This is a genomic window from Faecalimonas nexilis, assembly GCF_059731825.1.
Genome location: NZ_AP029189.1, coordinates 109041 through 134343 on the forward strand (window position 1 = coordinate 109041; position 25303 = coordinate 134343).

Annotated in this window: 28 protein-coding genes; 20 read left to right on the forward strand and 8 right to left on the reverse strand. The window is 40.2% G+C overall.

All coding sequences use genetic code 11. The features are described from left to right. Nucleotides 1-2505 (forward strand): cysteine peptidase family C39 domain-containing protein, encoded by a 2505-nt coding sequence (locus tag AC6I5B_RS00500; RefSeq protein ID WP_497773530.1) that lies wholly within the window; start codon nucleotides 1-3, stop codon nucleotides 2503-2505. A 20-nt stretch (nucleotides 2506-2525) separates the two neighbouring features. Here AC6I5B_RS00500 and AC6I5B_RS00505 read toward each other — a convergent pair whose 3' ends face one another. The 5 genes from AC6I5B_RS00505 to AC6I5B_RS00525 form a co-directional block, all read right to left on the reverse strand. Then, on the reverse strand, nucleotides 2526-3836 hold the full coding sequence (locus AC6I5B_RS00505; protein ID WP_181989676.1) for an FtsW/RodA/SpoVE family cell cycle protein: 1311 nt from the start codon (nucleotides 3834-3836) through the stop codon (nucleotides 2526-2528). 17 nt (nucleotides 3837-3853) lie between these two features. Then, nucleotides 3854-4183: a PadR family transcriptional regulator gene (locus AC6I5B_RS00510; protein ID WP_004614371.1), complete on the reverse strand. Its 330-nt coding sequence runs from the start codon at nucleotides 4181-4183 to the stop codon at nucleotides 3854-3856. A 135-nt stretch (nucleotides 4184-4318) separates the two neighbouring features. Then, nucleotides 4319-4813, reverse strand: a complete 495-nt coding sequence (locus tag AC6I5B_RS00515) for a QueT transporter family protein (protein ID WP_004614370.1) — start codon at nucleotides 4811-4813, stop codon at nucleotides 4319-4321. Between the two features lie 127 nt (nucleotides 4814-4940). Continuing rightward, nucleotides 4941-5984: a site-specific integrase gene (locus tag AC6I5B_RS00520; RefSeq protein WP_044988008.1), complete on the reverse strand. Its 1044-nt coding sequence runs from the start codon at nucleotides 5982-5984 to the stop codon at nucleotides 4941-4943. 616 nt (nucleotides 5985-6600) lie between these two features. Then, entirely contained in the window at nucleotides 6601-7092 is a 492-nt protein-coding gene (locus AC6I5B_RS00525) for a helix-turn-helix domain-containing protein (RefSeq protein WP_117787749.1), read from the reverse strand. Nucleotides 7093-7235: 143 nt separating this feature from the next. On the opposite strand from AC6I5B_RS00525, the gene AC6I5B_RS00530 reads away from it, so the two are divergent. The 10 genes from AC6I5B_RS00530 to AC6I5B_RS00575 all read left to right on the forward strand — a co-directional run bounded on the left by AC6I5B_RS00530 (nucleotide 7236) and on the right by AC6I5B_RS00575 (nucleotide 12651). Then, the gene (locus AC6I5B_RS00530; protein WP_022249986.1) at nucleotides 7236-7430 is read left to right on the forward strand and encodes a hypothetical protein; all 195 of its coding nucleotides are present in this window, start codon (nucleotides 7236-7238) and stop codon (nucleotides 7428-7430) included. A gap of 43 nt (nucleotides 7431-7473) precedes the next feature. Continuing rightward, entirely contained in the window at nucleotides 7474-7629 is a 156-nt protein-coding gene (locus tag AC6I5B_RS00535; protein WP_159431705.1) for a hypothetical protein, read from the forward strand. Then, a complete protein-coding gene (locus tag AC6I5B_RS00540) occupies nucleotides 7626-7814 on the forward strand; it encodes a hypothetical protein (RefSeq protein ID WP_004614365.1) in 189 nt (62 codons plus the stop codon). Before AC6I5B_RS00535 ends, AC6I5B_RS00540 begins: the two co-directional genes overlap by 4 nt. Then, nucleotides 7815-8186 carry a hypothetical protein gene (locus AC6I5B_RS00545; RefSeq protein WP_004614364.1) on the forward strand — a complete coding sequence of 124 codons (372 nt, stop codon included), beginning with the start codon at nucleotides 7815-7817 and terminating at the stop codon, nucleotides 8184-8186. It begins immediately after the preceding gene. After that, nucleotides 8093-9505, forward strand: a complete 1413-nt coding sequence (locus AC6I5B_RS00550; RefSeq protein WP_147344822.1) for a virulence-associated E family protein — start codon at nucleotides 8093-8095, stop codon at nucleotides 9503-9505. Before AC6I5B_RS00545 ends, AC6I5B_RS00550 begins: the two co-directional genes overlap by 94 nt. Nucleotides 9506-9842: 337 nt before the next feature. Next, the gene (locus AC6I5B_RS00555; RefSeq protein ID WP_022250471.1) at nucleotides 9843-9938 is read left to right on the forward strand and encodes a putative holin-like toxin; all 96 of its coding nucleotides are present in this window, start codon (nucleotides 9843-9845) and stop codon (nucleotides 9936-9938) included. Between the two features lie 851 nt (nucleotides 9939-10789). After that, nucleotides 10790-11671: a CPBP family intramembrane glutamic endopeptidase gene (locus AC6I5B_RS00560; protein WP_497773531.1), complete on the forward strand. Its 882-nt coding sequence runs from the start codon at nucleotides 10790-10792 to the stop codon at nucleotides 11669-11671. A 248-nt stretch (nucleotides 11672-11919) separates the two neighbouring features. Beyond that, nucleotides 11920-12204 carry a transposase gene (locus AC6I5B_RS00565; protein ID WP_004614360.1) on the forward strand — a complete coding sequence of 95 codons (285 nt, stop codon included), beginning with the start codon at nucleotides 11920-11922 and terminating at the stop codon, nucleotides 12202-12204. Nucleotides 12205-12227: 23 nt separating this feature from the next. After that, a complete protein-coding gene (locus AC6I5B_RS00570) occupies nucleotides 12228-12548 on the forward strand; it encodes an IS3 family transposase (protein WP_243132323.1) in 321 nt (106 codons plus the stop codon). Beyond that, nucleotides 12478-12651 (forward strand): cysteine peptidase family C39 domain-containing protein, encoded by a 174-nt coding sequence (locus AC6I5B_RS00575; RefSeq protein WP_330673623.1) that lies wholly within the window; start codon nucleotides 12478-12480, stop codon nucleotides 12649-12651. Before AC6I5B_RS00570 ends, AC6I5B_RS00575 begins: the two co-directional genes overlap by 71 nt. A 102-nt stretch (nucleotides 12652-12753) precedes the next feature. Here AC6I5B_RS00575 and AC6I5B_RS00580 read toward each other — a convergent pair whose 3' ends face one another. The 3 genes from AC6I5B_RS00580 to tnpA form a co-directional block, all read right to left on the reverse strand. Beyond that, complete coding sequence (locus tag AC6I5B_RS00580) at nucleotides 12754-14370, reverse strand: IS66-like element ISRgn2 family transposase (protein WP_119636217.1); 1617 nt, start codon at nucleotides 14368-14370, stop codon at nucleotides 12754-12756. 151 nt (nucleotides 14371-14521) lie between these two features. Then, on the reverse strand, nucleotides 14522-14866 hold the full coding sequence (tnpB, locus tag AC6I5B_RS00585; RefSeq protein ID WP_119636218.1) for an IS66 family insertion sequence element accessory protein TnpB: 345 nt from the start codon (nucleotides 14864-14866) through the stop codon (nucleotides 14522-14524). Continuing rightward, nucleotides 14860-15273 carry an IS66 family insertion sequence element accessory protein TnpA gene (gene tnpA / locus AC6I5B_RS00590; protein WP_172590409.1) on the reverse strand — a complete coding sequence of 138 codons (414 nt, stop codon included), beginning with the start codon at nucleotides 15271-15273 and terminating at the stop codon, nucleotides 14860-14862. Before tnpA ends, tnpB begins: the two co-directional genes overlap by 7 nt. A gap of 593 nt (nucleotides 15274-15866) precedes the next feature. Between tnpA and AC6I5B_RS00595 the strand changes: the two genes are divergently transcribed. From AC6I5B_RS00595 to AC6I5B_RS00635, 9 genes are all read left to right on the forward strand, one after another. Then, entirely contained in the window at nucleotides 15867-16985 is a 1119-nt protein-coding gene (locus AC6I5B_RS00595; protein WP_004614358.1) for an MGDG synthase family glycosyltransferase, read from the forward strand. A 14-nt stretch (nucleotides 16986-16999) separates the two neighbouring features. Continuing rightward, nucleotides 17000-17617 carry a glycerol-3-phosphate acyltransferase gene (locus AC6I5B_RS00600; RefSeq protein ID WP_004614357.1) on the forward strand — a complete coding sequence of 206 codons (618 nt, stop codon included), beginning with the start codon at nucleotides 17000-17002 and terminating at the stop codon, nucleotides 17615-17617. Next, a complete protein-coding gene (locus tag AC6I5B_RS00605; protein WP_004614356.1) occupies nucleotides 17614-18240 on the forward strand; it encodes an HAD family hydrolase in 627 nt (208 codons plus the stop codon). The genes AC6I5B_RS00600 and AC6I5B_RS00605 overlap by 4 nt, the downstream gene beginning before the upstream one ends. Before the next feature lie 59 nt (nucleotides 18241-18299). Next, complete coding sequence (gene asnS, locus AC6I5B_RS00610) at nucleotides 18300-19691, forward strand: asparagine--tRNA ligase (RefSeq protein WP_004614355.1); 1392 nt, start codon at nucleotides 18300-18302, stop codon at nucleotides 19689-19691. 70 nt (nucleotides 19692-19761) lie between these two features. Continuing rightward, entirely contained in the window at nucleotides 19762-20451 is a 690-nt protein-coding gene (gene vanR, locus AC6I5B_RS00615) for a VanR-ABDEGLN family response regulator transcription factor (protein WP_004614354.1), read from the forward strand. Further along, nucleotides 20441-21631: a sensor histidine kinase gene (locus tag AC6I5B_RS00620; protein ID WP_004614353.1), complete on the forward strand. Its 1191-nt coding sequence runs from the start codon at nucleotides 20441-20443 to the stop codon at nucleotides 21629-21631. Before vanR ends, AC6I5B_RS00620 begins: the two co-directional genes overlap by 11 nt. Beyond that, nucleotides 21564-22619, forward strand: a complete 1056-nt coding sequence (locus AC6I5B_RS00625; protein WP_004614352.1) for a metallophosphoesterase family protein — start codon at nucleotides 21564-21566, stop codon at nucleotides 22617-22619. Before AC6I5B_RS00620 ends, AC6I5B_RS00625 begins: the two co-directional genes overlap by 68 nt. Before the next feature lie 2 nt (nucleotides 22620-22621). Then, complete coding sequence (locus AC6I5B_RS00630) at nucleotides 22622-24133, forward strand: ATP-binding protein (RefSeq protein WP_004614351.1); 1512 nt, start codon at nucleotides 22622-22624, stop codon at nucleotides 24131-24133. Continuing rightward, the gene (locus AC6I5B_RS00635) at nucleotides 24117-25148 is read left to right on the forward strand and encodes a 3-deoxy-7-phosphoheptulonate synthase (RefSeq protein WP_022249856.1); all 1032 of its coding nucleotides are present in this window, start codon (nucleotides 24117-24119) and stop codon (nucleotides 25146-25148) included. Before AC6I5B_RS00630 ends, AC6I5B_RS00635 begins: the two co-directional genes overlap by 17 nt. Nucleotides 25149-25303 lie beyond the last annotated feature (155 nt).

The window sequence follows — 25303 nt, forward strand, 5'->3', positions numbered from 1 at the left end:
ATGAAAGACAGAATCATTAAAATAGGGGTTTTGACGGCTGTTTTTATCGTTGCTGTGATCGTGTTCAGTTTTATCACGAATCAGGGCAATTCTGACATGACAGTCGAGATGAATGCGGCGACATTCCCGATGATTTCCTTTGTGACGGACGGAGATGAAATCAATCATCTTGTGGGATATAAGGATGAGATGAATATTCCGGCAATGCGCGATACGATCACACCAGTGAATGCAGATAACACAGTAGAGATTCGTATGAATTTGTATGAGATGGATCCGGAGTCGCTTACGTATGAGGTATATACATTAAACGGAGAGGACCGGCTTTTACAAAAGACGGAGAAGACACTTAAAGAAACAATGACCTTGAGTGTCGGAAATGTTCTGACCGAGGGGACAGAAGGTGTTTTGAAGATTACATTGAACATAGATAAAGACAATAAAATTCGCTATTATACAAGAATTGTGAAGTCAGATGAATACTATGTGAAGGAATGTATTGATTTTGCGAACACACTTCACACGAATATGTTGAATAAGTCAGACACAGACAGTATTACAGCTGTGATTGAACCAAATGAAGAGGGAGATAATACCACACTTCAACATGTGACGATCCATTCAGATCTGGATCATGTCACATGGGGAAAACTTTCACCTGAGATTTCCGGCGATATCCAGTGGGATATTAAAGAAACAAATTCTACTTACACGGCGATTCAGTTGAAATATCAAGTTAAGTGTAAAGGAGACGACAATGATCAGGAGACATATAATGTAAGAGAATTCTTCCGTGTGCGCTATCTGAAAGGAAAGCTTTATCTTTTGGATTATGACAGGACGATGAATCAGATATTGGAGTCTTCTAACCAGATTTTATCGGGAAAAGGAATCAACCTTGGAATTGTTCCGAAAAATGTTCAATATGAGACAAATGAGGACGGAAGTATTGTGTCATTTATTCAGGAGAGAGAACTGTGGTGCTTTGATAAGAATGAAGATTCGTTGGCGCTTGTATTTAGTTTTGCAGATACGGAGAAAGAAGATGTGCGGAATCTGTATGACCAGCATGCGATCAAAATTATTTCCATGGATAAGGATGGAAATACGACATTTGCAGTCTATGGCTATATGAACCGTGGGGAACATGAAGGAGAAGTAGGTGCGGCGATTTACTACTTTAATCTGTCTCAAAATGTTGTGGAAGAGAAAGCGTTTATTCCAAGTAATAAATCTTTTGCAATTGCAGAAGAGGAGCTTGGGAAACTGGTATATTACAACAATGAACAGAACATGTTGTATGTGTTAGTGGACGGAACTATTTATAAAGTAAATTTGAAGACCGGTGAAAAAGAAGCGGTTGTAGAATCGTTAGCAGAAGGTCAGTACGTTGCGGGAGACGACGGACATCTGATTGCTTACCAGGATAATGGAGGACTCAATGATTCTACGGAAGTGACTATTTTGAATTTCATGACCGGAGAGACACAGAAGGTGACAGCGGCAGAAGGTGAAAATATACGACCTCTTGGATTTATCTCAGAAGACTTTGTGTATGGAACCTTAAGAGCGTCAGATGCAGGGAAAACAGTGTCCGGTTCTGAGATACTTCCAATGTACAAGCTGGAAATCAAGGACTCTGATGACAAGATTGTAAAGACATATGAATTTGAAAATGTTTATATTTCAGATGTATTTGTGGAAAACAATATGATCACATTGAACCGTGTGACAAAAAGCGGAGATACTTATACTTCAATAGACAGAGATTATATTACAAATAATGAGGAGAAGGCGGAGAGCAATATTTCTTTACAGGAATACTCGACCAGTTTGAAAGAGCTGCAATACCGACTTGTATATGCAGATGGTATCGATGATAAGAAACCAAAGATTTTAAAACCGAAGCAGGTATTGTATGAGAATCCTACAACGGTTGCGTTTGACAGTGAGAGTGAAAAAGGAAAATTCTATGTATACGGTCTTGGACAGATGCTTGGCTTATATGACAAGGCCGGATATGCAGTTCAAAAGGCCGATGAGGTATCAGGCGTAGTGGTATCTTCAGATCAGGCGTACGTCTGGGAGAGAGGAAACCGCGATCTTCGGTATGAAGTGGAGATGGAAGGATTTACGGTTCAGGAAGGTGAGTCGACCTTTGTGGCATGTATTCGCCAAATTTTGGCGTTGGAGGGCAAGAACGTCAATGTGGCAGAGGAGATGAACGCAGGTAAATCGGCAATTGATATTCTAAGTGAATATTCCGGCGGAGAGGGAATGGATTTGACTGGATGCACAACAGAGGAGATGCTTTATATTATCGGAAGAGGAACTCCGGTCATCGCAATGACAGATAGTTCCAATGCAGTACTTTTGATCGGATATGACACATCAACAGTCACTTATATTGATCCGGCAGACGGAGCAGTCAGAACAAGTACAGCAGAAGAAATTGATTCTATGGTAGCTGGAAGTGGTCACACGTTTATCGGATATGTGAAATAAGAAAAAAATTGGGGTATCGCTTAGGCGACATCCCAATTTTTTTTGTACATGTATGTGTCGGATAACACATTTTTGTACCGATAAATGCTGAGTACAATTCCCAGAAGAATGTAAGTTACAACCATAGTAACGCCCCCATAGGAGAAAAATGGTAAAAAAGTGTAGGTAGGAAATACAAGTCCAAGTGTAACTAGCACATTCCAAAAAGCGGAGACAAAAAATACTATTCCACATCCGTATCCCATCATCATTCCAAGCTGATTTTTCTGTGAGGAAGAAATCTGGAATATTTTTCTGATCAATAAGAGAATAAGAAGAACGGCAACAAGAGCCACTAATATTCCGTAATAAGCGGAAAGTGTGGATAGAATATAATCACTGTTTTGCCCTTCCTGCAGTAGTGATTTCTTATTGCTTGCGCCGATAAAAGCGCTGTTTGTTACGATACTGCGGAGTGTTTGCAGTGCATGGTTTTCCACCGTAGGATCAAACAATGCGTGAATACGTGCAATTTGATATAGCGCAAGCTTTCCGGTCTGCATCAGAATCGCAACACTGGCAATCGGGAATGAAATAGAGATTCCCCAAAATGCCGTCAAAAATTTCTTTTTATGGAATGTAAACCATCCTTTCCATACAGCAATGGTCAATAGGCTTGCCAGCATGAAAAATAGTGAAATGGTTACCCCGAGATTCGGCAGCTCCAGCGTTAAAAAAAGCGGAAGAGCCATCCAAATGAAAATTTTTGGAACAACGCGCCAGCCCTTTCCTCGATACTGATATAGGATTGCGCCGAAAAGCGGCACGTACAGAAAGAACAACGGTGACATTATAAGCACTTTGGATAAAATGCGCATATAAAGAGTTCCGTTGAGGCGCATCTCCACTATAAATATTTGGAAAGCGAAAAACAATAGGAAGATCGTGGCAATCCACTTGGAATATTTTCCGATCAGGCTGTAATCGATCCTATAGACTACAATCATCGCACTAAAACTGATTATTGCATTAAATATATGATGGCGGAAAAAATATGCGTTATTGTCTGGAATATATCTCGTGACGAGATACTGTATCAAAATGCTGAAAAGTGTCAGTATACCGATTGCCACAATTATGCGCCAAGCCATCTGCGGGCGATGGAGCTGATCCATCTCCACACCTGTCTGAACAGGATCCCCCATATCATTTAGCGCCGCTTTTAAAGCATCGTCTTTGCTCATGTCCTCTGCTATATTGTCTGCCACCTGTTCTTCGATGTGCCCCCTGATTTCATGATAAATGGAAGCATGTGCTTTTTTACAGCGGATTTGTTCTAATAAAGTTTTCAAATATTCCTCCATATAGATTACACCTCCAATAACATGACGTCGGCTACAGCACCGACATATTCGTTCCATTCTTCTTGTTTCTGAACCAATAATGCATGCCCCTCTTTGGTTATGTGATAATACTTTCGTACTTTTCCAAGTACCTCTTTCTCGTAAGAAGCCACAATATTCTTTCCTTCCAGATTGTGAAGCAAAGGATATAAGGAACCGGCTTTCAGTTCGAAAACATTCTGTGAACGCTCACGTAATGTGGAAATCATCTCGTACCCATACATATCCTTTTCCGACAAAAGCTTGAGAAGGAGCATCGTAACACTCCCTGAAACTAATGTTTTATCAATTGACATTGAAATACCTCCTTTTTATGTGTAGGATAACTATATATAGTTTAACTATATAATATATCGGTAGACTATATATGTCAAGTGAAAAACATATAAAAAAATAGGAAAGAGAATATCATCACTCTTTCCTATTTTTTACTATGAGACTTGTTTTTTAAAAAGTATATATTGATATTTGTGTAAGGCAGTATATACAATCATTCCCAGTACACCGCATGAAATAATCTCGCCGATGCCGACTGTGAGCATCATAAATGGGATTGGGAGTAGTACACCGTAAGCATAGCGAAGTACAAAAGGAACAACGACAATATTTGCCAAAATCGGAGGAAGTGGTGCAAGGAATTTTGATCTTTTACGTAACAAATAAGTAAATAACGCACCGATTAACGTTGCAAGGCTTCCGAAAATAATATCCGGAAGAAGCGCACCACCGAGGATGTTACCAATCAGACATCCGATGAATAGTCCCGGAATAGCTGCCGGAGTAAATACCGGTAAGATAGTCAATGCTTCAGCGATACGAACCTGCACCTCCCCAAAGCTGAATGGTGCAAATACGATTGTCAACACCACATAGATTGCAGCGATCATGGCTGCCTGTGCCATAAATAATACACTTTTGTTTTTCATATTCTGTTTTCTCCTTTAGTTTTGTTTTACGAGTGGAAGGTCGCGAACACTCTTTATATTTTTGGCTTAAAATCAAGGTTGCTGAGGGATTGTTAATACTTCTTGGTACTGAAACGGTACTATTTTATTATAAAGTATTCAAGAGGTCCGCAATCTCTCGTTGTTTATTTGGGTATAAATGCCCATAAGTTCCGAGCGTAATCTTTATATCATCATGCCCGAGTCTTTCAGCGATAGCGAGCGGAGAAACACCCTTTTCAATCAACAAGGCAACGTGAGAATGTCTTATGTCATGTATGCGTATTCGCGGAACTCTGGCAATCTCTGAATATTTTTTCATTGGATAATATAGCGATTGCTTGGAAATTTCAAACAACCTAGTTTCGCCGTTACAATCATATATCATTGACATGTAATTTTCAAGTTCTTTCACAAGAAAATTAGGTAAGGTTATATCCCTTATTCCTTTGCGTGTTTTTGGTGGGGTTATAACGTCCTGACGCTCCATTCTCTGCAATGATTTGGTAATATGCATGATTTGTTCATCTAAGTCAATATCTCCGGCTGTGAGGGCGAATAACTCGCCTATACGAATACCGCAGTAGTAAAGCACTTGAAAAGCCATTCGTGTAGTAGGCTGCTCAATGTATGGTATGAACGCATTATACTGTTCATGCGTCCAAAAGTGCAGTGATTTGTTGCTTGCTTTTCCAATCTTCTCTATGCCGTCAAATGGATTGGAGCGTAGTCCACAGCGTTTTGCCCCATATTTATATATTGTGCGGAACATGGTATCAATTTTATTGATGTATACCTCTGAAAGTTCCGTGTTTAACAGTTCATTTTGCCACAGGATAATCATCTTCTCATTAATCTCTGAGAGCGGTATATCCTTAAATGTGGGCAAAATATGCTTAAGGGCAATATTATAGCTTCTAATCGTTGTCTTTCGTCTTCTAGGCGTATTTTCCTCTATGAAGTCATTAGAGACACTCCCGAAAGTAGTGTCTGAATCATACTGCAGGGAGCTGAGGAAACTGTATTCCCATTCCTTAGCATCTTTCTGACGTGCAAATCCTCTCTTTTTCTTCTGTTTCTTATTCCCCATGTAATCGGTATAGTAACATTTTACGAACCATGTGCCGGTCTTTTCGTCTTTGTAAGTTGGCATGTGTCTATCTCCTTTCATTTCAAGCCGGGCAGCGTGTGAAATGGTTGAAGATAATTGACATATTTTATAATTTTGACTATAATATACTTACTAAGACAGTCGAGAAGATAGCTCAAACCTATCCGCCTCGGCGAAAAATTAAAAAGTAACTATCAGAGATAGCCGCCTAATTCTTTACCAGAGAGCAGGGCGGCTATTTTCTGTCTTTGTCATTTCTGACTAATGTAATAATAGCGCATATCATAATTACAAACGTAAATAAATCCGAATATGTAACCATGTTATCATCCCCTTCCTAAGACTCGAAGCGGATGATATGGCCGCCCTCTCGGCTGCCTTAATAAGTATATTATTGTCAATGTACCGAACACAATTTTGCGTTGGGTGACTGTGTTTAGGTGTCGTGTTACGCTACACCCTTTGAAGTATCGGAAATTCAGATGACGGTTCAACCGGCGGCTCAATTTAGATCTGTCATATAAACAGTGGAGTGTCCAATTTTGGACACACCGGTTTTTACAAGCGTACTTTTAGGTACGGTGGTTATGGGTGTTAAATTATTTACTGCCGTAGATTTTCCTACACTTGCAAAGGGGGCACCAAATACTGACACCTTTTATTCTTCTGAATTATTGGTGTTTTCAATGTCTGTTGGTTCGTGTGCTGCGTACACAGTGCCATTATCTTTAGTATAATCTTTTTGGTATTTGGGACTTTCTGAAAGTAGTTTAGTGTAGTCAATAGCCTTATCTTGCCCTTCATAATTCAATTTCCGAAAATATTTTAATAGTTCAATATCTCCCATTTCTCTATTGTAACCACGTTCTGCTATATCTTTTTGGAATTTTTCAACATACACATCTATTTCATCTATAAAGGTTTTACTTTTAGTTTTCGCTGTTTCTATTAAGCTATCTGTTGATATTTCCAAGATGTCAGAAACTTTTTTTATTACGTCGGCGCTTGGCTCTCTGTTATTATTTTCATAATTTGAGTATGTAGAATATGGAATATCCAAAAGTTTAGACATTTCTTTTTGCGAAATTCCTTTAGCTTTCCTAAGTTCTTTGATAGTGCTACCAATTTGTATAAAATCATTTATTCCCATGTTGTACCTCCTACTTATTCTAAAGTATAACACATTTATATTCAAAAGTGAATATTTATTATGAAAAAGCATTAATATATTCTAAAATGAATATTATACTATGCATATATTCAAAAATGAATATAGAAAGAGGTGATAAAAAGATGAAGATTAACAGACAAAAATACGAACTTGCGAGAGCGAGAGCGTGCAAAGGACAAAAGGACCTTGAAGCTGATGGAATCCCAAAAGGCACATTGTGCCGGATTATTGGCGGCGGAGATGCAAGACCAGAAACAGTCGGCAAGATTGCTCGGTCGCTTGGCGTTGATGTAACTGAAATTATTGAAACAGAATAAAATACGCCGGGCAGCGTGTGAAGTGATTGAAAGGAGTGAAATCATGACAGTGAATCAGATCAGAGACTACACAGCCTTAGTTAGACGAAAATCGGAATTGATTCTGCAAAGTGGCAGCAGTTGGAAAGCTGAATATTCAGCTGAGATGCAGAACATTGACGAGCAGATCAGGAAGATGCGAAAGGAGTTGATTAAATGAGTAAGCAGGTATACACAGCAAAAGATATTTCAGAGATTCTCGGAGTGTCTGAGAGCAAAAGCTATCAGTATATCCGGCAAATGAACAGTGAACTTGAGGAAAAAGGATTTCTTATAGCGCGTGGCCGTGTTCCGGTGGCGTATTTTCAAGAAAGGTTTTTCGGTACAAAAACGGTAGGTGAGTAGATGGCAAGCAGAAGAGAACTACTTGACAGCATATCTTGCGATATGAGACTTGATAAGTCATTCTTTATGAAAATCTATGGCTATGAATTGACTTGGCCGGGATTTGCCGAAGATGCTCTTACACGGCTTGAATTTTTAGGCTGTAGCAGGGCTAGAGAATACTACAACCGCTTCGTTAATGAGTATGAAAAAGAGCATGATCAACAGATGAAGAATGTGGCGAAGTGGTACAAGAAACAATGTGAAAATGAAAGCAAAAGCAGAAAGGCGGCGAGTGAGTGCAGGGAGAAAGAGAAACAGCAAGAAGCGGAGAAGCAGAAGAGACGAGGGCTGCCCCGGGAATATGTAGCAAACCAGATATTGAAATGGTAGGAAGAGTATTTAGTATGCTGGATATGCAGAAGGATAAAAACATACCGATTCAATCAAGAAAGAATTGCGTTACAGTTCTTGGATGTGATCCAGTCTTGTCGGGGAAAATTAAATTCAATACATTATCAAACAGGAAGAACGTAGAAGGTGCGTTACCGTGGAATAAATCAGAGAAATTGAGGGAATGGACCAATATAGATAATGAATACTTGATTTACTATATGGAAACGTATTACCTTTTAAATTCGGACAAGAAAATACTAGCAGCGTTGGAAATGGCAGCGGATGTAAATAAATTCAATCCGTTTATAGATATGCTTAACAGCACGGTATGGGATGGAGTTCCAAGAATAGAAAATCTTTTAACAGATTATCTTGGCGTAGCTAAAAGTGAGTATTCGGCGCATTGTATGAAACTGGTTATGCTTGCAGTTATAAGCCGGGCATTTAGTCCGGGGACAAAATTTGATTATGTTCTAGTTCTTTCTGGGCGCCAAGGCATAGGAAAATCTACATTTTTCTTGAAAGTGTGTTGTAATGAAGACTGGTATTTAGAGAATTTGAAAACGATAGACAAAAATAAGGATGCAGCGGAATTGATACAGGGCAAGTTGATTGTAGAATTTAATGAACTGCTTGCAGTCAAGAGTGCGATAGAGGGCGTCAAGTCTTCCGTTACAGCTAAATCAGATGAATACCGCGGAGCGTATGCCAGAGAAAGTGAAAAGCGATACCGTACCTGTGTATTTGTTGGTACTACAAACGATGCCCAATTTTTAGTTGATAAGACAGGGAACAGAAGATTCTTACCATTGGAATGTGGAGTTGAGCCGATAGCAAAAAGTTTATTTGTTGATGATGAGCTTTTGCTATATGAGTTCAGGCAGGCATGGGCGGAAGCCTATAAAATATATCTGAGTGGAAAATTTTCATTAGTTCTTCCGAAGAAGTTACAGGAATATGTAGAAGAACTGCAGGAAGACTTTAAGGAAGATGATCCGCTAATCGGGATGATACAGAGATGGCTCGATTCAAGACAGGACGATTATACTTGCAATATGCAAATCGCATCAGATGTCTTAAATGTGGAAAATCCGGATAGGAGAACAATAAACAGGATAATGGATATTATGAACAACTCTATTTCCGGATGGGAGCGAAAAGGCACACATTGGAAGAAGTTTTATGATTATGCAAATATAGCAGTTCATGCTACTGCATTAGAAACATTTGGAAGACGTGGAGTTTATAAGGGGGATGTTGGAATTGGGCCAACAATTTTGGGGTTAGGTGAAGCGTCATCTCATGCAGCACAATAGTTAAATATAATAATGTTGACATATTTAGAATGTATAAAAGGAATGTATGCAACTATCGAAGGAATGGTGATTACTAAATGCACTGATGAGATCAAAAGAATATATAAGGAGATTGAAGAAAACCTTGATAAAAAGATTTAAATATTAAATCAGACGCTTAACAATTTTATTGATTATTTGAATTATGTGATGAATATAAGACTTCAATGTAGCAGCAGGTAATTGAAAGCAAATTAAGAATATGCTATAATTTCGGCATGGGAAACCAGAGCCGGGCGGCTTACCCTCTTTTACGGAGGGATTCACCCTCCAGTCGAAAGAAAGGAGGGCGATGCTGATGTATGTTACATATTCTGATCTGATTCAGTTATTAATGTTCATTGTTGCCCTTGTAGGTCTTTGTTACGAGATTTTCAAGGATAAACGAAAATAGCCGCCATTACTCGCAATAATGACGGCAGTTTAAAATAACAGCTTTTATTTTACCGGGTAAGCCGCTTGCGGTTTCCCTTTTTGTATCTTCAATATAGCACATCTTAATAGATTCTGCAAGTGGCAGCAGTTAAAAAAAGAATCTACCTAAAAAGAAGCATAGTTGACAGAGAATTTATAGCCTTTATAAAGCCAATTCAAGGGATGCTTTATAAAGTGTATCCTCTTATAGCTATCAGTATAAGATAGAATGACTGTCATATACTTCCGGCCCTGTTTTATGAGGAAAATATTTAAAGAAAAGCCCGTAAAATCAATACTTTTGGGTTTGACATTATAGGAAGGGTGGGTAGAAAAAATTACACTTTTTGAAAAAATCGAGAACGATTATTGATAGTAATTTTCGATTGTTAGAAATTTAATTGACGCATAATTTAAGAGAAAGCTATAATAATCGCAAAGACAAACTTATAGAAATATGAGGATACAAAGGTAGAGGTCGAAGACCAATATGTATAGGCAGTTCGACTGTGATGAAATATAAGGTTTCGGTATAATTTTTGCACAATATCGAAGGAGTAATATGTTAGAAATTAAAGAAAAATATGTTCAATCCGAAAAATACAGAGATAGACATATATGTGGGAATTAGTCCCAATATAATGTAAATATTTCGGTATAGAGTGGTTTGCTCATGCAAACTGATTTATATATAATAAGGTGACTCTAGTTGTATGCGCAAATCAATCAGAGTCTCAAAAGCACAAGCACTTATGAAAAGTTCCTAAGGTTAAGATTATCACTTTTCAGACAAGTGCAAAGAAAAATATTTGGAAAGCAGAAAATTAGAAAATGAAAACAATTAGTAAAATTAGTTGTGCGTTGCTAGGTGCTATGCTTTTGTCTAGTATATTTAGTGGTTTGGTTGTTGGCATTACAGAAGCTGTAAAATTATCTTTAAGTACACAATCAATTCAGATGATAGGTGGATGCATGTCCAGTGTTTGGTATGTATATTTCTTTCAACTTTTTACTAAGAGTATGAAGAAAAGAAATATAAATGAAGTATCCTTGGGACGAAAAAATTCGATTTGTGATGGGGGTAGGTATTTACTAATATTATTAGGAATGACAACATTATTATCTAACGTTACAGATAAGATAGTTAATTGTCTTAAAATATATTTGATAAACGGGGAAATGAATGAAGGTGTTGTCGAATCTTATGTGGAGAATGTGCCAATAGTTTTACTTTTTGTTTGTGCGGTAATTGTTTCACCTATTTTTGAAGAACTTTTGTTTAGAAAAATATTGTTAGAAAAGCTACTACCATATGGAAAAGTTATAGCGATTGCGATTAGTAGTCTGTTTTTTGGATTATATCATGCAAATTTGGAGCAGTTGTTATACACGATGTTTTTGGGGGTATTGTGTGCAAATATCGTGATTATTACAGGAAAAATAAAGTATGCAATTTATTTGCATATGGCATTTAATTTATTTGGTGTAATAATATCAGATTTTATACCGATTGGGGCAATTACAACAGTACTACAAATCGTATTTGTAATGAGTGCTGTGTTAATATTTGTTTTTAAAGGGAAAACAATGTTTATTTTAAAGGATGAAGATTGTGTTGAGAGCTTTTGCGCAAAAAAAGAATTTCTAAGCATTGGTTTTACATTATATATAGCGTTTTTTGTTATTGGTAGCATAGGGGCAATGGGTGAATAAGTTATATTAAAATAAATTATAAAGATTGTGAAAGGATAAGTTTGAAACAAAGAGGTAGTGGTTAGAGAAAAATAAAATTGCATAGCAAACAAACCATCCTTAGGGTGGTTTCAAAAAAGTAAATATAGACACGACACTTAATTCATGGCAGGTGGTGCTAGAATATAAATAGTACAAGTCAAAATGAGAATTCCTTATAAGAAAAATCATGGTACAATGTAGGTACCGCACTGAAGGAGGATCTCATTATGGCAAAGCACTATGACAAACAATTTAAGCTGGATGCAGTCCAGTACTATCACGATCATAGAAACTTAGGACTGCAGGGTTGTGCTACAAACTTAGGAATCAGTCAGCAGACATTATCACGTTGGCAGAAAGAACTGCGTGAAACAGGTGATATTGAAAGCCGTGGTTCCGGCAACTATGCTTCTGATGAAGCCAAAGAAATCGCACGATTAAAACGAGAATTACGAGATGCACAGGATGCCCTTGAAGTATTAAAAAAAGCAATCAACATTCTGGGAAAATGACGGAAGCCATTTATCTCGAAGTTATGGAGATGGCAGAAACTGCCCATAAGGCGAAACGCCAGGTTTCTGTCTCCGGAATGTTGAAACATCTTGGCGTTTCTCGTTCTGGTTATCATGCATGGCTAAAACGTGTTCCTTCTAATACAGAAAAAAGACGTGAAGCCGTAAAAACTAAAATTCAGGATATTTACGATGAATCAAAACAGAATTATGGTGCCCCTAAAATCACCAAGGAATTATGTAAATCAGGAGAAATCATCTCCGAACGTACTGTTGGTAAATATTACAGATTGTGGTGCAGCATGCATAGCAACGATATGCAAACAAAATGGATACAAAATTAGCATTACTAGAATTCGTGAAGTAGCAGGCACAGATAAACAGGGCACAAATGTGTATGGTGTAATTAAGGCAGCAGAACATTTTGGATTTAGCGCAAAGGGGTAAAGGAGTAAAATGAGTTTTTAGATGGTAAGCGCAAAATATTGCTACGCTGCCCATGAATCACGCTTGCACCAAAATGATAGATGCAAGCGTTTTGCTCTATGTTTAGTTTTGACAGTTTGCTTTCGCAGTCTCGCTCCATGGGGCAAGCTGTTCCAGCTGTTCATCTGACATTTTATCGTCTGGCCGCTGTGATAAGAGGTATGTCAGATATTTGTAGGTATTCAGGTCATTCGCTTTTGCCATCTCAACCATTGTATACACAATAGCACTAGAGGCCGCTCCCTTCGGACTGGCACTGAACAGCCAGTTCCTCCGACCAACAGTGAATGGTCTGATTGCATTCTCGCTAAGATTGTTGGATAAACTGCAATGACCATCTTCCAGATAGGTCATCAGGGTGTCTTTCCGATTTTGGGCATAGTTCACCGCTTTCGCCAAACGGGTTCCCTTGTTTGGACGCTGTTGATCCAGCCAAATCCAGAATGCCTCCAGTATCGGCTTCTCCTTTTCAAGACGGAACTGTTTTCTCTGCTCCGCAGTATGATTTTTTGCTTTTGAGTACCGCTCACAATCAAACAGCTTGGAGCAAAATTGTACTCCCTGCACCGCCGGAAGGCTGTAATCATACTCTTTCCCTTTCGGTATGGCATCTGTGAAATAACGTCTCACATGTGCCCAGCAAGAGCAGCGTTTGATATCCGGCAGATTGTTATAACCCTGGTATCCGTCGGTCTCCAGATATCCACGGAACCCCTGCAGGAAAGATGCTGCATGGAACTTTGCCCTTGTCTCTGTGTAATGATAGAGCAGGATCGGCGGAAGCCCATCTTCTCCACTGCGGAAGAGCCACATCCAGGAATCTGTTTCAGGATTGCGCTCCGGCTCATTCAGTACCTGAACCCGAGTTTCATCTGCCATCAGATATTTACGCATCCGTAACTGACGGTGAAAATAATCATAAACATGGCAGAGGTAATTCTCGGTACAGTAAATGATCCAGTTAGCAAGCGTAGCCCGGCTCAATGGGACACCCAGCTGCTTCCATTCCGATTCCTGCCGGTTTAATGGCAGACCATTCTGGTACTTCTGGTGCATTGCCCATCCTACAACGGATTCCGATGCATAACTTTCCGGGATCAATGGTTCCTGAACAGGCGCTTTGACAAATGTCTGATCATCCGGGTGTTCCTCTGATATGGCACACTCCGGGCATTTATAGGTTTCACGATAGATATTTACTACTTTCCCTTTGGCAGGGGTAAACCGGAATTCATGGCGGACGAATTCTTTCCCAATACATTCCATCTGCGTTCCGCAGGTTGGACAGTTCCGCTCCTCCTCCGGAAGAGAAATGATCTCGTCGCAGGAAGGAACATTTTTAAAGAGATCCGCATGTGTCCGTCGTGCTTTTCGCTTATGTTCCGGAACAGTGATGTCATCAGGAAGTTCCTGTTTCCATGTCGGATCTGCTTCCTGCTCGGCTTCATCAAAAAGATTCAGCTGACCATCGATATCTTTCCGTTTTTCACTGGAAGTACCAAAGAGCTTCTTCGTGAGATATTCAATCTGCTGACGAAGATTTTCTTTTTCCAGACGGTCTGCTTCCAATGTTTTTTGTAAAGACTGGATCAGTTCTGTCTGTGCGGAAATCGTTTTATTCAGTTGGTTGATCATGTCCTTGTACGCAAGGATTTTTGAATCTTTTGAATTACCAGCCATATGTCTTCTGCTCCTTTTTTACTGCTCTTATTATACCATAAAAAGCAATGAAAAGGAAGCAGAAAACCCAGTATTTACAAGGGATTGCAGACATGATACAGGGTGTGGAAAGCTCTCCATTTTTGTTGGCTGGCATAGAGGTTTTACACAATCATTCCGTAGGTTTGAATGCTTTTGGTTGTTCGATTTCAAGACCGGACATGAGCCAGTCGAATTGCTGCCAGGTCAGTTGCTTTACTTCCAACTGATTTCTGGGCCAGCGGAATCTGCCCTGGACTTCCATACGTTTATACAGCAACACAAATCCGTCAGATTCCCAAAGCAAAGCTTTGATCCTGTCACAACGTTTTCCACAGAAAAGATACAGGGCGCTTCGCCTTGGATCCATATGGAGTTGATTCTCTACAATAGCACACAGCCCGTCAATGGATTTCCGCATATCCGTTCTGCCTGTTACGATATAGATTTCATCGGCGGCTGTGATATCCCCTAACATTCCAACTCCTTCACAATGCGAAGCGTTTGAGCCAGAAGCTGAGGATCTGTTCCATTTGGTATTGTTAGATGCAAACTTCCTACAGACAGCTTCATTGGCTCTGCTACGGAAAGGTTATTTTTTTCCGTAGCTACCGGAATCACATTTAATGGCTGTTCATATGGGAGCGGGTCAGTATCATGAAAATCCACTCTGACAACTTCCTGGCTTTCCGGTGCACGATAGCTGCGTCCGGTTGACGCTGGCAAATCCACACAACCTTTCTGACGCAGCCTTTTTACCCAGTTGTAAAAAGTTCCCGGTTTAATGTCATGTTCCACACACCATTGATGATCTGTCAACCCACTTTGACGGCATTCCATGATGAGACGGTATTGTTCTTCGGTAGGTATTCTTTTGCTTCTCATGAGCACACCTCCATAAATCGGATAGAGTAAAATGCTCGCATCTATCATTTCTAGCAAGAGAAGATGAAGTGAAATGCTTGCATTTTCTATTGATTATTATGGAATGATTTTTAGGGCAACACAATCCGTCGAATTATTTTGCGCTTACTTTAGATGAGGAATGTGGTACATTGATAATCGAATAGTACTAAAGTGATATAGGTGTATTATATTCTATAATCACGACATGGGAAACCAAAGTCGGGCGGCTTACCCTCTTTTACGGAGGGGCGAACCCTCCAGACGAAAGAAAGGAGGGCGATGCTGATGTATGTTACATATTCTGATCTGATTCAGTTATTAATATTCATTGTTGCCCTTGTAGGTCTTTGTTACGAGATTTTCAAGGATAAACGAAAATAGCCGCCATTACTGCAATAATGACGGCTTAGTGTAAATTAAGCATTTAATTATTGGGTAGCCGCTTGTGGTTTCCCTTTTTGTATTTTCAATATAGCACATTTCAAGAGCTTCTTCAAGTGTCACCTAGCTTTTTTCTTTTACTAATGCTATAATCGTTACTGTTCACTTCATAAAAGAAAGGACAACAGTACATGAAAGTTTTGATATTGTCTTGTAACACAGGAGAAGGGCATAATTCTGCCGGGAAAGCCATAAAGGAATATATAGAAAGTCATGGGGATCAGGCAGAGTTTATTGATCTGATGATGCTGAGTGGCAAAAAGACATCGAATGCTGTAGGAGGCTTATATGTTAATGTGGTAAAGCATTGTCCGCACCTTTTTGGGCTGGTATATCGGCTTGGGAGGCTGATTTCTTCGGCGAAGCGGAAATCACCGGTTTATTTTGCGTGTGCAAGATTGGGTAAAAAATTGAAACAATATTTGGAAAATAAAGACTTTGATATAATTGTGACACCGCATTTGTATCCGGCGGAGACATTGACGTGGATGAAGCGAAAAGGAATTTTGAGGCAGAAGACCGTTGCGATTGCGACCGATTACACAAGTATTCCATTCTGGGAGGAGACCGAGTGTGATTATTATGTGATTCCGCATGAAGACTTGATAAATGAATTTGTATCAAGGGGTATTCCGAGAGAAAAACTGCTCCCTTGGGGGATTCCGGTCAGAGAAAAGTTTGGCAGGAGATTGGGCGGGAAAAAAGCCAGAGAAATCTGTCAGCTGCCTCAAGACGGCTTGATTTATCTTGTAATGAGTGGAAGTATGGGATTTGGAAAGATCCAGATTTTTGTGCTGGAGCTTGCGAGAAGACTGAAAGAAAATGAAGAGATTGTTGTAATCTGTGGGAATAATAAGAAACTGGAAGAGACTTTAAAAAGAGAACTTAGAAGGGATAGAAGGGTACGCATCCTTGGTTTCACAGAGCAGGTGGCAGAGTACATGGAAGCGTGTGACGTCATTTTTACGAAACCGGGGGGATTAAGCAGTACGGAAGCAGCGGTGAGCAGAATTCCGATCATCCACACAAATCCAATTCCGGGATGTGAGAATCGGAATCTGGAATTCTTCGAGGAACGGCATATGTCAATTGGGCGAAAGAGTTTCTTTGGACAACTGAGGGCTGGACAGAAGATTTTGGAGAAAGAAAGATTGCGCCGTGACATGATTCGTGCTCAGGAGATTAACAGTAAGCCGATGGCGACAGAGAAGATTTATCATCATCTGAAGAAGCTATCTGGTGAGGAATAGGAAGTGAAGAAAAGATGACAACACAATATTTGTTTTATATTCTTTTTGGATATTTGTCTGGGAGTGTATTATATGGATATTTACTTCCCAAATATATAAAGAAGATCGATGTCACAAAAGAAAGTCCGGATCAGAATCCGGGGGTGGCAAATGCATTTCTCTGCGCTGGAGCACCGATAGGATTCTGTGCATTGATGCTGGAACTTCTGAAGGGATATCTGCCGGTGCATGCGGCAATGCATGTGTTAAATCCGCGACACCTTATTTTTGGTTTGGTGTTGGCTGCACCGGTTCTCGGGCATGCGTTTCCGTTTTGGAATCCGAAGATGGGAGGAAAGTCAATTGCAGTATCATTTGGAGTATTGCTCGGGTTAGTCCCTTATTGGAGACCGGTTTTGATTTTGGCGGTATGTTATTTGATGTTTTCTATTGTGATTGTCATTCGGCCTCACTTTTTCCGGTCTGTTGTCACATTCGCAATTTTCTGGGGAATGGTGATAATCAAGAGGGGACCGCTTGGAATCACAGCTGGAACAGGGATTTTGTCCTTTGTAGTGATTTGGAAGCATCTTGTAAAGTATCAAAATGAGCGTTTGGAAATTACATTTCCAGGCAGACAGGAGAAAGTATGAATATAGAGAATATAATATTTGATGTTGATGGGACGCTGTGGGACTCTACAGGTGAGGTCGCGAAGGCGTGGAATCTTGCGGTGAAAGAGCTTGGTATTGAATGTGAGGAGATTACCTCGGATACGCTTAAACGAGAGTTTGGAAAGCCGATGAATGTGATTGCCGATCATTTATTTCCGAGTGCAAGTGCAGCGGAAAAAGAACGGGCATTGGAACTGTGCTGCATGTATGAACATGAGGTGTTGGAGCGATGCGAGGAGAACTTGTTGTATCCGGGTGTGAAAGAGACGATTCAGGAGTTAGCAAAGACACATAAAGTCTGTGTGGTCAGCAATTGCCAATCAGGGTATATTGAGCTGTTTTTGAAAAAGAATCAACTGGAACAGTATGTGTTGGATACGGAGTGCTATGGTGACACAAAGAAGAGTAAGGGTGAGAATATCCGTCTCGTAATAGAAAGGAATCATCTTCAAAACTGCGTCTATGTGGGAGATACGGAGGGGGACTGTGAGGCGGCAAAAGCAGCAGGAATTCCATTTATATTTGCAGCATATGGATTTGGAAATGTAGAGACATTTGACAAAGAAATCAGAGATGTGAGAGAATTGTTAGAAATACTATAGGAAAATGGCGCAAAATAGGTTATACTATAAGGAATAGTGAAAATAAAGGAGTTTTGGTTATGGAATTAGTAACAGTCAAAGAGCTTTATAAGCATCGGGAACAATATTTAGACAAAGAAATTACAGTGGGCGGCTGGATTCGCAGTATCAGAGATTCAAAGACATTTGGATTTATTGTTGTAAATGACGGAACATTTTTTGAGACACTGCAGGTTGTTTACCATGATACAATGGAGAATTTTGCAGATATATCTAAGTTAAATGTAGGTGCGGCAATTATTGTAAAAGGAACACTTGTAGCAACACCGCAGGCAAAACAGCCGTTTGAGATTCAGGCAACAGAAGTTGTGGTAGAAGGAGCGTCAGCACCGGATTATCCGCTTCAGAAAAAGCGTCACAGCTTTGAATATTTAAGAACAATCTCACATTTGCGTCCGAGAACAAACACGTTTCAGGCAGTATTTAGAGTACGTTCTTTGATCGCATATGCAATTCATCAGTTCTTTCAGGAAAGAGGGTTTGTGTATGTACACACACCAATCATTACAGGAAGCGACTGTGAAGGTGCCGGAGAGATGTTCCGTGTGACAACATTGGATATGGAGAATATTCCGAAAAACGAAGATGGAACTGTAGATTACAGTCAGGATTTCTTTAATAAAGAGACAAGCCTTACAGTGAGCGGACAGTTGAATGGTGAGACATATGCGCAGGCATTCCGCAATATCTATACATTTGGTCCGACATTCCGTGCAGAGAATTCGAACACTACACGTCATGCGGCAGAATTTTGGATGGTAGAACCGGAGATTGCATTTGCAGATTTAGACGATAATATGATGCTTGCAGAGGCGATGTTAAAATACATCATCAACTATGTATTAGAGAACGCACCGGAAGAGATGAATTTCTTCAACTCATTTGTAGATAAGGGCCTTTTGGATCGTCTGCACAATGTGGCAAGCTCTGATTTTGCACGTGTGACCTATACAGAGGCAATTGAAATATTAGAAAAGAACAATGACAAATTTGATTATAAAGTATCGTGGGGAGCAGATTTACAGACAGAACATGAGCGTTACCTTACAGAAGAGGTTTACAAACGTCCTGTGTTTGTAACAGATTATCCGAAGGATATCAAGGCATTTTACATGAAGATGAACGATGACAATAAGACAGTGGCTGCTGTTGACTGTCTTGTTCCTGGAATCGGTGAGATCATCGGCGGAAGTCAGAGAGAAGATAACTACGAAAAACTCTTGGCGCGTATGAATGAGATGGGCTTGAAACCGGAAGAGTACCAGTTCTATCTGGATCTTAGAAAATATGGTTCTACAAGACATGCCGGATTCGGACTTGGATTTGAACGCTGTGTAATGTACTTAACAGGAATGTCGAACATCAGAGACGTTTTACCATTCCCAAGAACAGTGAATAACTGCGAATTATAAGAGGATTGAGATTGGGGACGGGGGAAAGTATTCTCCCGTCCTTTTTTAATAATCAGAAAGGGAGAAAAGCATGAATATATTAGTAGTAGATGATGAAAAAGAGATTGCGGATGTCATTGCATTGTATCTGCAAAATGATGAATATCAGGTACATAAGTTCTATACAGGAGAAGAGGCATTAAACTGCATTGAGACCACGAAGATTGATTTGGCGCTGCTGGATGTGATGCTGCCGGATATTGACGGGTTTGAGATTTTAAAAAGAATACGTGAAAAATATACATTTCCGGTGATTATGCTGACTGCGAAAGTGGATTACATGGACAAGATTACCGGATTGACTCTAGGAGCGGATGATTATATTCCAAAACCATTCAACCCGCTGGAACTTGTTGCCAGAGTGAAAGCGCAGCTTCGGCGTTATACACAGTACAACGATGGAGGAAAGATAGAAGGCGATGTAATTGATTTTGCAGGAGTGCTGCTGAACAGAACATCTCACGAGTGCATTTTTAATGAGCGTTCGCTGACATTGACACCGATTGAGTTCGATATTTTATGGCTTCTCTGTGAGAATCGTGGCAAAGTGATTAGCTCAGAGGAGCTGTTTCGAAAGGTTTGGAAAGAAGAATATTATAAAAACAGCAACAATACGGTGATGGTGCACATCAGGCATTTGCGGGAAAAAATGAGTGGACCGACAGGAAAGTCGGATTTCATCAAGACCGTCTGGGGAGTGGGATATAAAGTTGAAGAATAAATATCGAAAATTAAAATTAAGTATTTTGTTGCAGACTGTTTTCGTGACAGCGCTCACGATTTTGGTAGGAGGATTTATTCTCGAATATTTTCTGGAAGACTCTTCGAACGATCTCGTAAAACTGCTGACATCTGTTCATGTGCAGGAGGAAAGTGCGAGACACTGGTATTGGAGGGTAATAGGAAACAATAAGGACTTCTTTCTTGTGATTGGATTTTTGTGTCTGTTTTCTTTATTTTTTTATGCGGCATTATCAAAAATGGTAAAATATCTGAATCAGGTGGAGACCGGGATCGATAACATCGTTTTGGATTCGGCAGATTCTATTCATATGATCACGGAATTGAAGCCGATTGAGACAAGGCTTAATGAGATCAAGCAGATTTTGAAAAAGCAAGAGCAGGAAGTGATTGAGGGAGAGAAAAAGAAAAATGACCTGATTGTATTTCTGGCACATGATTTAAAAACACCGCTCACTTCAATTGTAGCGTATCTGACGATGCTTGACAGTTATCAGGACATGCCGGAGGAAGAACGACAGCGGTATACACATATTGCATTGGAGAAATCCATCAGACTTGGGGAGCTGATCAGTGAGTTTTTCGAGATTACAAAATTTAATCTGCAAGATATCGTGTTAGAGCCGGTGGAGCTGAATCTTTCAATGATGCTCGAACAGCTTGCCGATGAATTATACGGAGTGCTGAGGGAGAAAAATTTGACTTGTGAGGTTGAGGCGGCTGAGGATATGGTAGTTTATGGAGATGCAGATAAGCTGGCAAGAGTATTTGACAATATCTTGCGAAATGCGGTGTCTTATTGCTATCCGAATACAAAGATTCGGATTCAGGCAGAGATGACAGAAGAAGGGAATCGTATTGTATTTTCCAATAGAGGGAAACAGATACCAAAGGAACAGTTGGGGACAATCTTTGAAAAGTTTTATCGTTTGGATGAGGCGAGACATAGTACGACCGGAGGTGCAGGACTTGGACTTGCCATTGCAAAAGAGATTGTAGAGTTACATGGAGGTACTATTTGGGCAGAAAGCGATGACAAGGAGACACGTTTTATTGTGACACTTCCGAATAAAGAAGAAGGGGAGAAAGAGGATGAAATTCATTCATATAGCGGACGTCCATCTAGGGGCAGAACCAGAAGGTTTAAAATCAGGCAGTAAAAGCAGAGGGCAGGAGATATGGGATAGTCTGGAACAGATTATTCATATATGCGAGTGGGAAGAAATCGATCTATTGCTGATTGCAGGAGATTTGTTTCATCGGCAGCCATTGAAAAAAGAGCTGAAAGAGCTGAATTATTTATTTTCAAAATTGACGAAGACGAAAGTTGTATTTATAGCAGGAAACCATGATTTTCTAAAACCGGATTCTTATTATCTCACTTTTCGGTGGGATGAGAATGTGTATCCTTTATTGAACGGGCATATGGGCAGTGTGGAGTTTAAAGATTTAAAGACAAGAGTTTACGGACTGAGTTATTATCGGAAAGAGATTACAGAGGGGCTTTATGATCGGGCAAAAGCACCCGGAAAGCAGAAATATGAGATTTTACTTGCACATGGCGGAGACGAGAAGCACATTCCGTTCAAAAAAGAAGTGTTGAGTAATCTCGGATACAGCTATATTGCTTTGGGGCATATTCATAAACCGCAGACATTGGTGGAAAATCAGATTTTGTATGCGGGGGCGCTAGAGCCAATCGACAAAAATGACACTGGAAAGCATGGATACATCCGTGGAGAGGTGACGGAAAAAGGCGTGAAAGCAGAATTTGTTCCGAGTGCAAAAAGAGAGTACATGCATCTGCCAGTTGAAGTAGGGAAAAATATGACAAATGGTTTTGCAAGAGAAAAGATTCGGGAAATGATTCAGATAAATGGGATTGAGAATATTTACAAATTTATTTTAACAGGCTTTCGAGATGCAGATATCACGTTTGAACCTGAGACTCTGAAAGGTTATGGGAATGTTATTGAGATTGTAGATGAGACAAAACCATCGTATGATTTTGACAGATTATTGGAGGAGAACAAAGGAAATCTCTTGGGAAGATATATTGAGAGTCTGAGAGAATGTGAGGATGGCAGTGTAGCACACATGGCATTGTACGAAGGAGTACAGGCGCTGCTGGATACGAAGAGGAGTTGACTATGGAGATAAGGGAACTTTATTTGAGAAATTTTGGAAAGTTCTCAGGAAAAAAGATTGTGCTGAAAGATGGAATCAATCTTTTTTATGGGGAGAATGAGTCTGGGAAGACAACGATTCACACGTTTATAAAAAGTATGCTGTTCGGGCTGGAGCGCGGAAGAGGAAGGGCATCGGTAAACGATACGTTCAGCATCTATGAACCGTGGGAGAATCCGAATTATTATTCCGGGACACTTCGTTTTGAAAGCGGAGGAAAGAATTTTTTACTGGAGCGAAATTTTGATAAATATTCCAAAAGTGCAAGGCTGATCTGCGAGGATGACGGCGAAGAATTTTCGCTGGAGCACGGGGATTTAGAGATGATATTGAATGGACTGGACGGCTCGAACTATGAAAATACAGTAGCGATTGGTCAGATGAAGGTGGAGCCGAATCAAAGCCTTGCAGTGGAAATTCAAAACTATGCGACAAATTATTATTCGACTGGGAACAGCGATATTGATCTGGATGGGGCATTGAACCGACTGAACAAAAAAAAGAAAGAAGTCGAGGGTGAGATTCGTAAGTCCTTACAGGAAAAACAGCAGAGACGATATGCGATAGAGCAGGAGACGACGTATCTTTGGCGTGATATCCACAAACTGGAACAGGAGATTGAGGAAGCGGACAGCAAAATCAGCAAAGAGGAAGCGCGTGTGAGGGAAGAGTGCAGAAAATACGAAGAGGAAGGCAGATGGAGAGTATCTCCGATCAAAGTTGCAGCGATGGCAGCGATTCTTGTGGCAGTGTTCATTATTTTTCACAGACCGTGGAATTATCTTGTGATGATTGTTCTTTTGCTCGCTGAGGGCATGTATGTGTGGAACCGAATCAAAGAAGGTAAAAAGAAGCCGAAAAGTGAGATGGAGGAAGAGCAGAAAAAGGTATTGGATAAGCTGTTGTGGCAGAAAGAACATTTGCAGGGAGAGTTAAAAGAAAAGCAGATTCAGTACGGAAATGTACAGGAGCAGCTGAGCGAACTTGACGAGGCAGGCGATGACTACAAAAAACAGGATATGAAAAAACGGGCGCTGGAGCTTGCCTCAGAGTGTCTGACGGAGTTATCAAAAGATGTACACAAGGAGCTTAGCGTGAAATTAAATGAAAAGGCATCTGCGATTCTCTCTGAGATCACAGGTGGGAAATATACGATGCTTTTAATTGATGAAAAGCTGAAAATGAGCCTTTATACCGGAGAACGGAAAATCGGAATTGAGCAGGTGAGCCGCGGAACGATCGAACAGATTTACTTTGCACTTCGCATGGCGGCAAGTGAACTATTGCACGAAGAAGAGTATCCGGTTATATTGGATGATACATTCGTGTTTTATGATGACCAAAGGCTTGAAAATACGATGAAATGGCTTGCAGAGCATAAAAAACAGGTGTTGATTTTCACCTGTCAGAAAAGAGAACAACAAATATTAGAAAAGTTAGGAATAGGAGAGAAAAATTATGTCAATGAAAATTAACCATCAATTATGCAGCCCGGAAACACTGAAAAAAGAGTACCCAATGGCGGACTCACTGAAAGCATTAAAAGAAAAAAGGGATGAGGAGATCAAAGCGATTTTTGCAGGAGAATCTGATAAATTCATCGTATTGATCGGTCCTTGTTCGGCGGACAATGAAGATGCAGTGTGTGAGTATGTAGGTCGCCTTGCGAGAGTGAATGAGCAGGTGAAAGATAAATTGATGATCATTCCGCGTGTTTACACAAACAAACCGCGTACAACAGGGGAGGGGTATAAAGGAATGCTCCATCAGCCGATCCCGGATGAAGCGCCGGATCTTTATGGAGGGATCATCGCAATCCGCAAGATGCATCTCCGTGTTATTCAGGACTATGGTTTTACATGTGCCGATGAGATGCTCTATCCGGAAAACAGAAGCTACCTGGACGATATTCTCTCTTATGAAGCAATTGGCGCCCGCTCCGTGGAAGACCAGCAGCACAGACTGACAGCGAGTGGAATGGATATTCCGGTCGGTATGAAAAACCCGACGAGCGGTGACTTTACGGTGATGCTGAACTCGATTGTGGCAGCACAGGCAGGGCACAATTTCATTTACAGAGGATATGATGTGACAACAGACGGAAATCCATATGCACATGCGATCCTGCGCGGCGGTGTGGACAAGTACGGAACATGCATTCCGAACTATCACTATGAAGACTTGATTCGACTTCTCGAGATGTATGAGAAGTGGGATTTGAAAAATCCGGCGGCCATCGTGGACGCAAATCACTCAAACTCCAACAAAAAATATAAAGAACAGCTGCGTATTGTCAGCGAAGTACTTCACAGCAGAAATTATAATACAGACATCAAGAATCTTGTCAAAGGTGTGATGGTAGAAAGTTATCTTCTGGAAGGAAATCAGAAAATTGATGAGCAGAGGATTTTTGGAAAATCTATTACGGATCCGTGTATTGGTTGGGAAGATACAGAGAGATTACTGTATAAGATTGCAGAAATGTGCTAGAATGGATTAAGGTAGCCTATAAGCAACTTCTGCTAGAGCGGATAGAATTTGTAGCAGAGCGAGCCCAGACAGCGCATCTTAATCTAAAAAATCACTGGATTAGGAAGATACCTGAACACTATTTTATTCCACTGGTGCAAGGAGACGGTGATTAT

What these genes read in the sequence shown, in the direction of transcription:
- AC6I5B_RS00570 (WP_243132323.1), top strand. Translation starts at nt 12,228, where the DNA reads ATGGAGATGGCAGAAACTGCCCATAAGGCGAAACGCCAGGTTTCTGTC.
- asnS (WP_004614355.1), top strand. Translation starts at nt 18,300, where the DNA reads ATGGAATTAGTAACAGTCAAAGAGCTTTATAAGCATCGGGAACAATAT.
- AC6I5B_RS00530 (WP_022249986.1), top strand. Translation starts at nt 7,236, where the DNA reads ATGAAGATTAACAGACAAAAATACGAACTTGCGAGAGCGAGAGCGTGC.
- AC6I5B_RS00630 (WP_004614351.1), top strand. Translation starts at nt 22,622, where the DNA reads ATGGAGATAAGGGAACTTTATTTGAGAAATTTTGGAAAGTTCTCAGGA.
- AC6I5B_RS00555 (WP_022250471.1), top strand. Translation starts at nt 9,843, where the DNA reads ATGTATGTTACATATTCTGATCTGATTCAGTTATTAATGTTCATTGTT.
- tnpB (WP_119636218.1), bottom strand. Translation starts at nt 14,866, where the DNA reads ATGTTAGGGGATATCACAGCCGCCGATGAAATCTATATCGTAACAGGC.
- AC6I5B_RS00535 (WP_159431705.1), top strand. Translation starts at nt 7,474, where the DNA reads ATGACAGTGAATCAGATCAGAGACTACACAGCCTTAGTTAGACGAAAA.
- AC6I5B_RS00635 (WP_022249856.1), top strand. Translation starts at nt 24,117, where the DNA reads ATGTCAATGAAAATTAACCATCAATTATGCAGCCCGGAAACACTGAAA.
- AC6I5B_RS00605 (WP_004614356.1), top strand. Translation starts at nt 17,614, where the DNA reads ATGAATATAGAGAATATAATATTTGATGTTGATGGGACGCTGTGGGAC.
- AC6I5B_RS00600 (WP_004614357.1), top strand. Translation starts at nt 17,000, where the DNA reads ATGACAACACAATATTTGTTTTATATTCTTTTTGGATATTTGTCTGGG.
- AC6I5B_RS00510 (WP_004614371.1), bottom strand. Translation starts at nt 4,183, where the DNA reads ATGTCAATTGATAAAACATTAGTTTCAGGGAGTGTTACGATGCTCCTT.
- tnpA (WP_172590409.1), bottom strand. Translation starts at nt 15,273, where the DNA reads ATGAGAAGCAAAAGAATACCTACCGAAGAACAATACCGTCTCATCATG.
- AC6I5B_RS00560 (WP_497773531.1), top strand. Translation starts at nt 10,790, where the DNA reads ATGAAAACAATTAGTAAAATTAGTTGTGCGTTGCTAGGTGCTATGCTT.
- AC6I5B_RS00565 (WP_004614360.1), top strand. Translation starts at nt 11,920, where the DNA reads ATGGCAAAGCACTATGACAAACAATTTAAGCTGGATGCAGTCCAGTAC.
- AC6I5B_RS00520 (WP_044988008.1), bottom strand. Translation starts at nt 5,984, where the DNA reads ATGCCAACTTACAAAGACGAAAAGACCGGCACATGGTTCGTAAAATGT.
- AC6I5B_RS00525 (WP_117787749.1), bottom strand. Translation starts at nt 7,092, where the DNA reads ATGGGAATAAATGATTTTATACAAATTGGTAGCACTATCAAAGAACTT.
- AC6I5B_RS00540 (WP_004614365.1), top strand. Translation starts at nt 7,626, where the DNA reads ATGAGTAAGCAGGTATACACAGCAAAAGATATTTCAGAGATTCTCGGA.
- AC6I5B_RS00625 (WP_004614352.1), top strand. Translation starts at nt 21,564, where the DNA reads ATGAAATTCATTCATATAGCGGACGTCCATCTAGGGGCAGAACCAGAA.
- AC6I5B_RS00500 (WP_497773530.1), top strand. Translation starts at nt 1, where the DNA reads ATGAAAGACAGAATCATTAAAATAGGGGTTTTGACGGCTGTTTTTATC.
- AC6I5B_RS00595 (WP_004614358.1), top strand. Translation starts at nt 15,867, where the DNA reads ATGAAAGTTTTGATATTGTCTTGTAACACAGGAGAAGGGCATAATTCT.
- AC6I5B_RS00515 (WP_004614370.1), bottom strand. Translation starts at nt 4,813, where the DNA reads ATGAAAAACAAAAGTGTATTATTTATGGCACAGGCAGCCATGATCGCT.
- vanR (WP_004614354.1), top strand. Translation starts at nt 19,762, where the DNA reads ATGAATATATTAGTAGTAGATGATGAAAAAGAGATTGCGGATGTCATT.
- AC6I5B_RS00580 (WP_119636217.1), bottom strand. Translation starts at nt 14,370, where the DNA reads ATGGCTGGTAATTCAAAAGATTCAAAAATCCTTGCGTACAAGGACATG.
- AC6I5B_RS00545 (WP_004614364.1), top strand. Translation starts at nt 7,815, where the DNA reads ATGGCAAGCAGAAGAGAACTACTTGACAGCATATCTTGCGATATGAGA.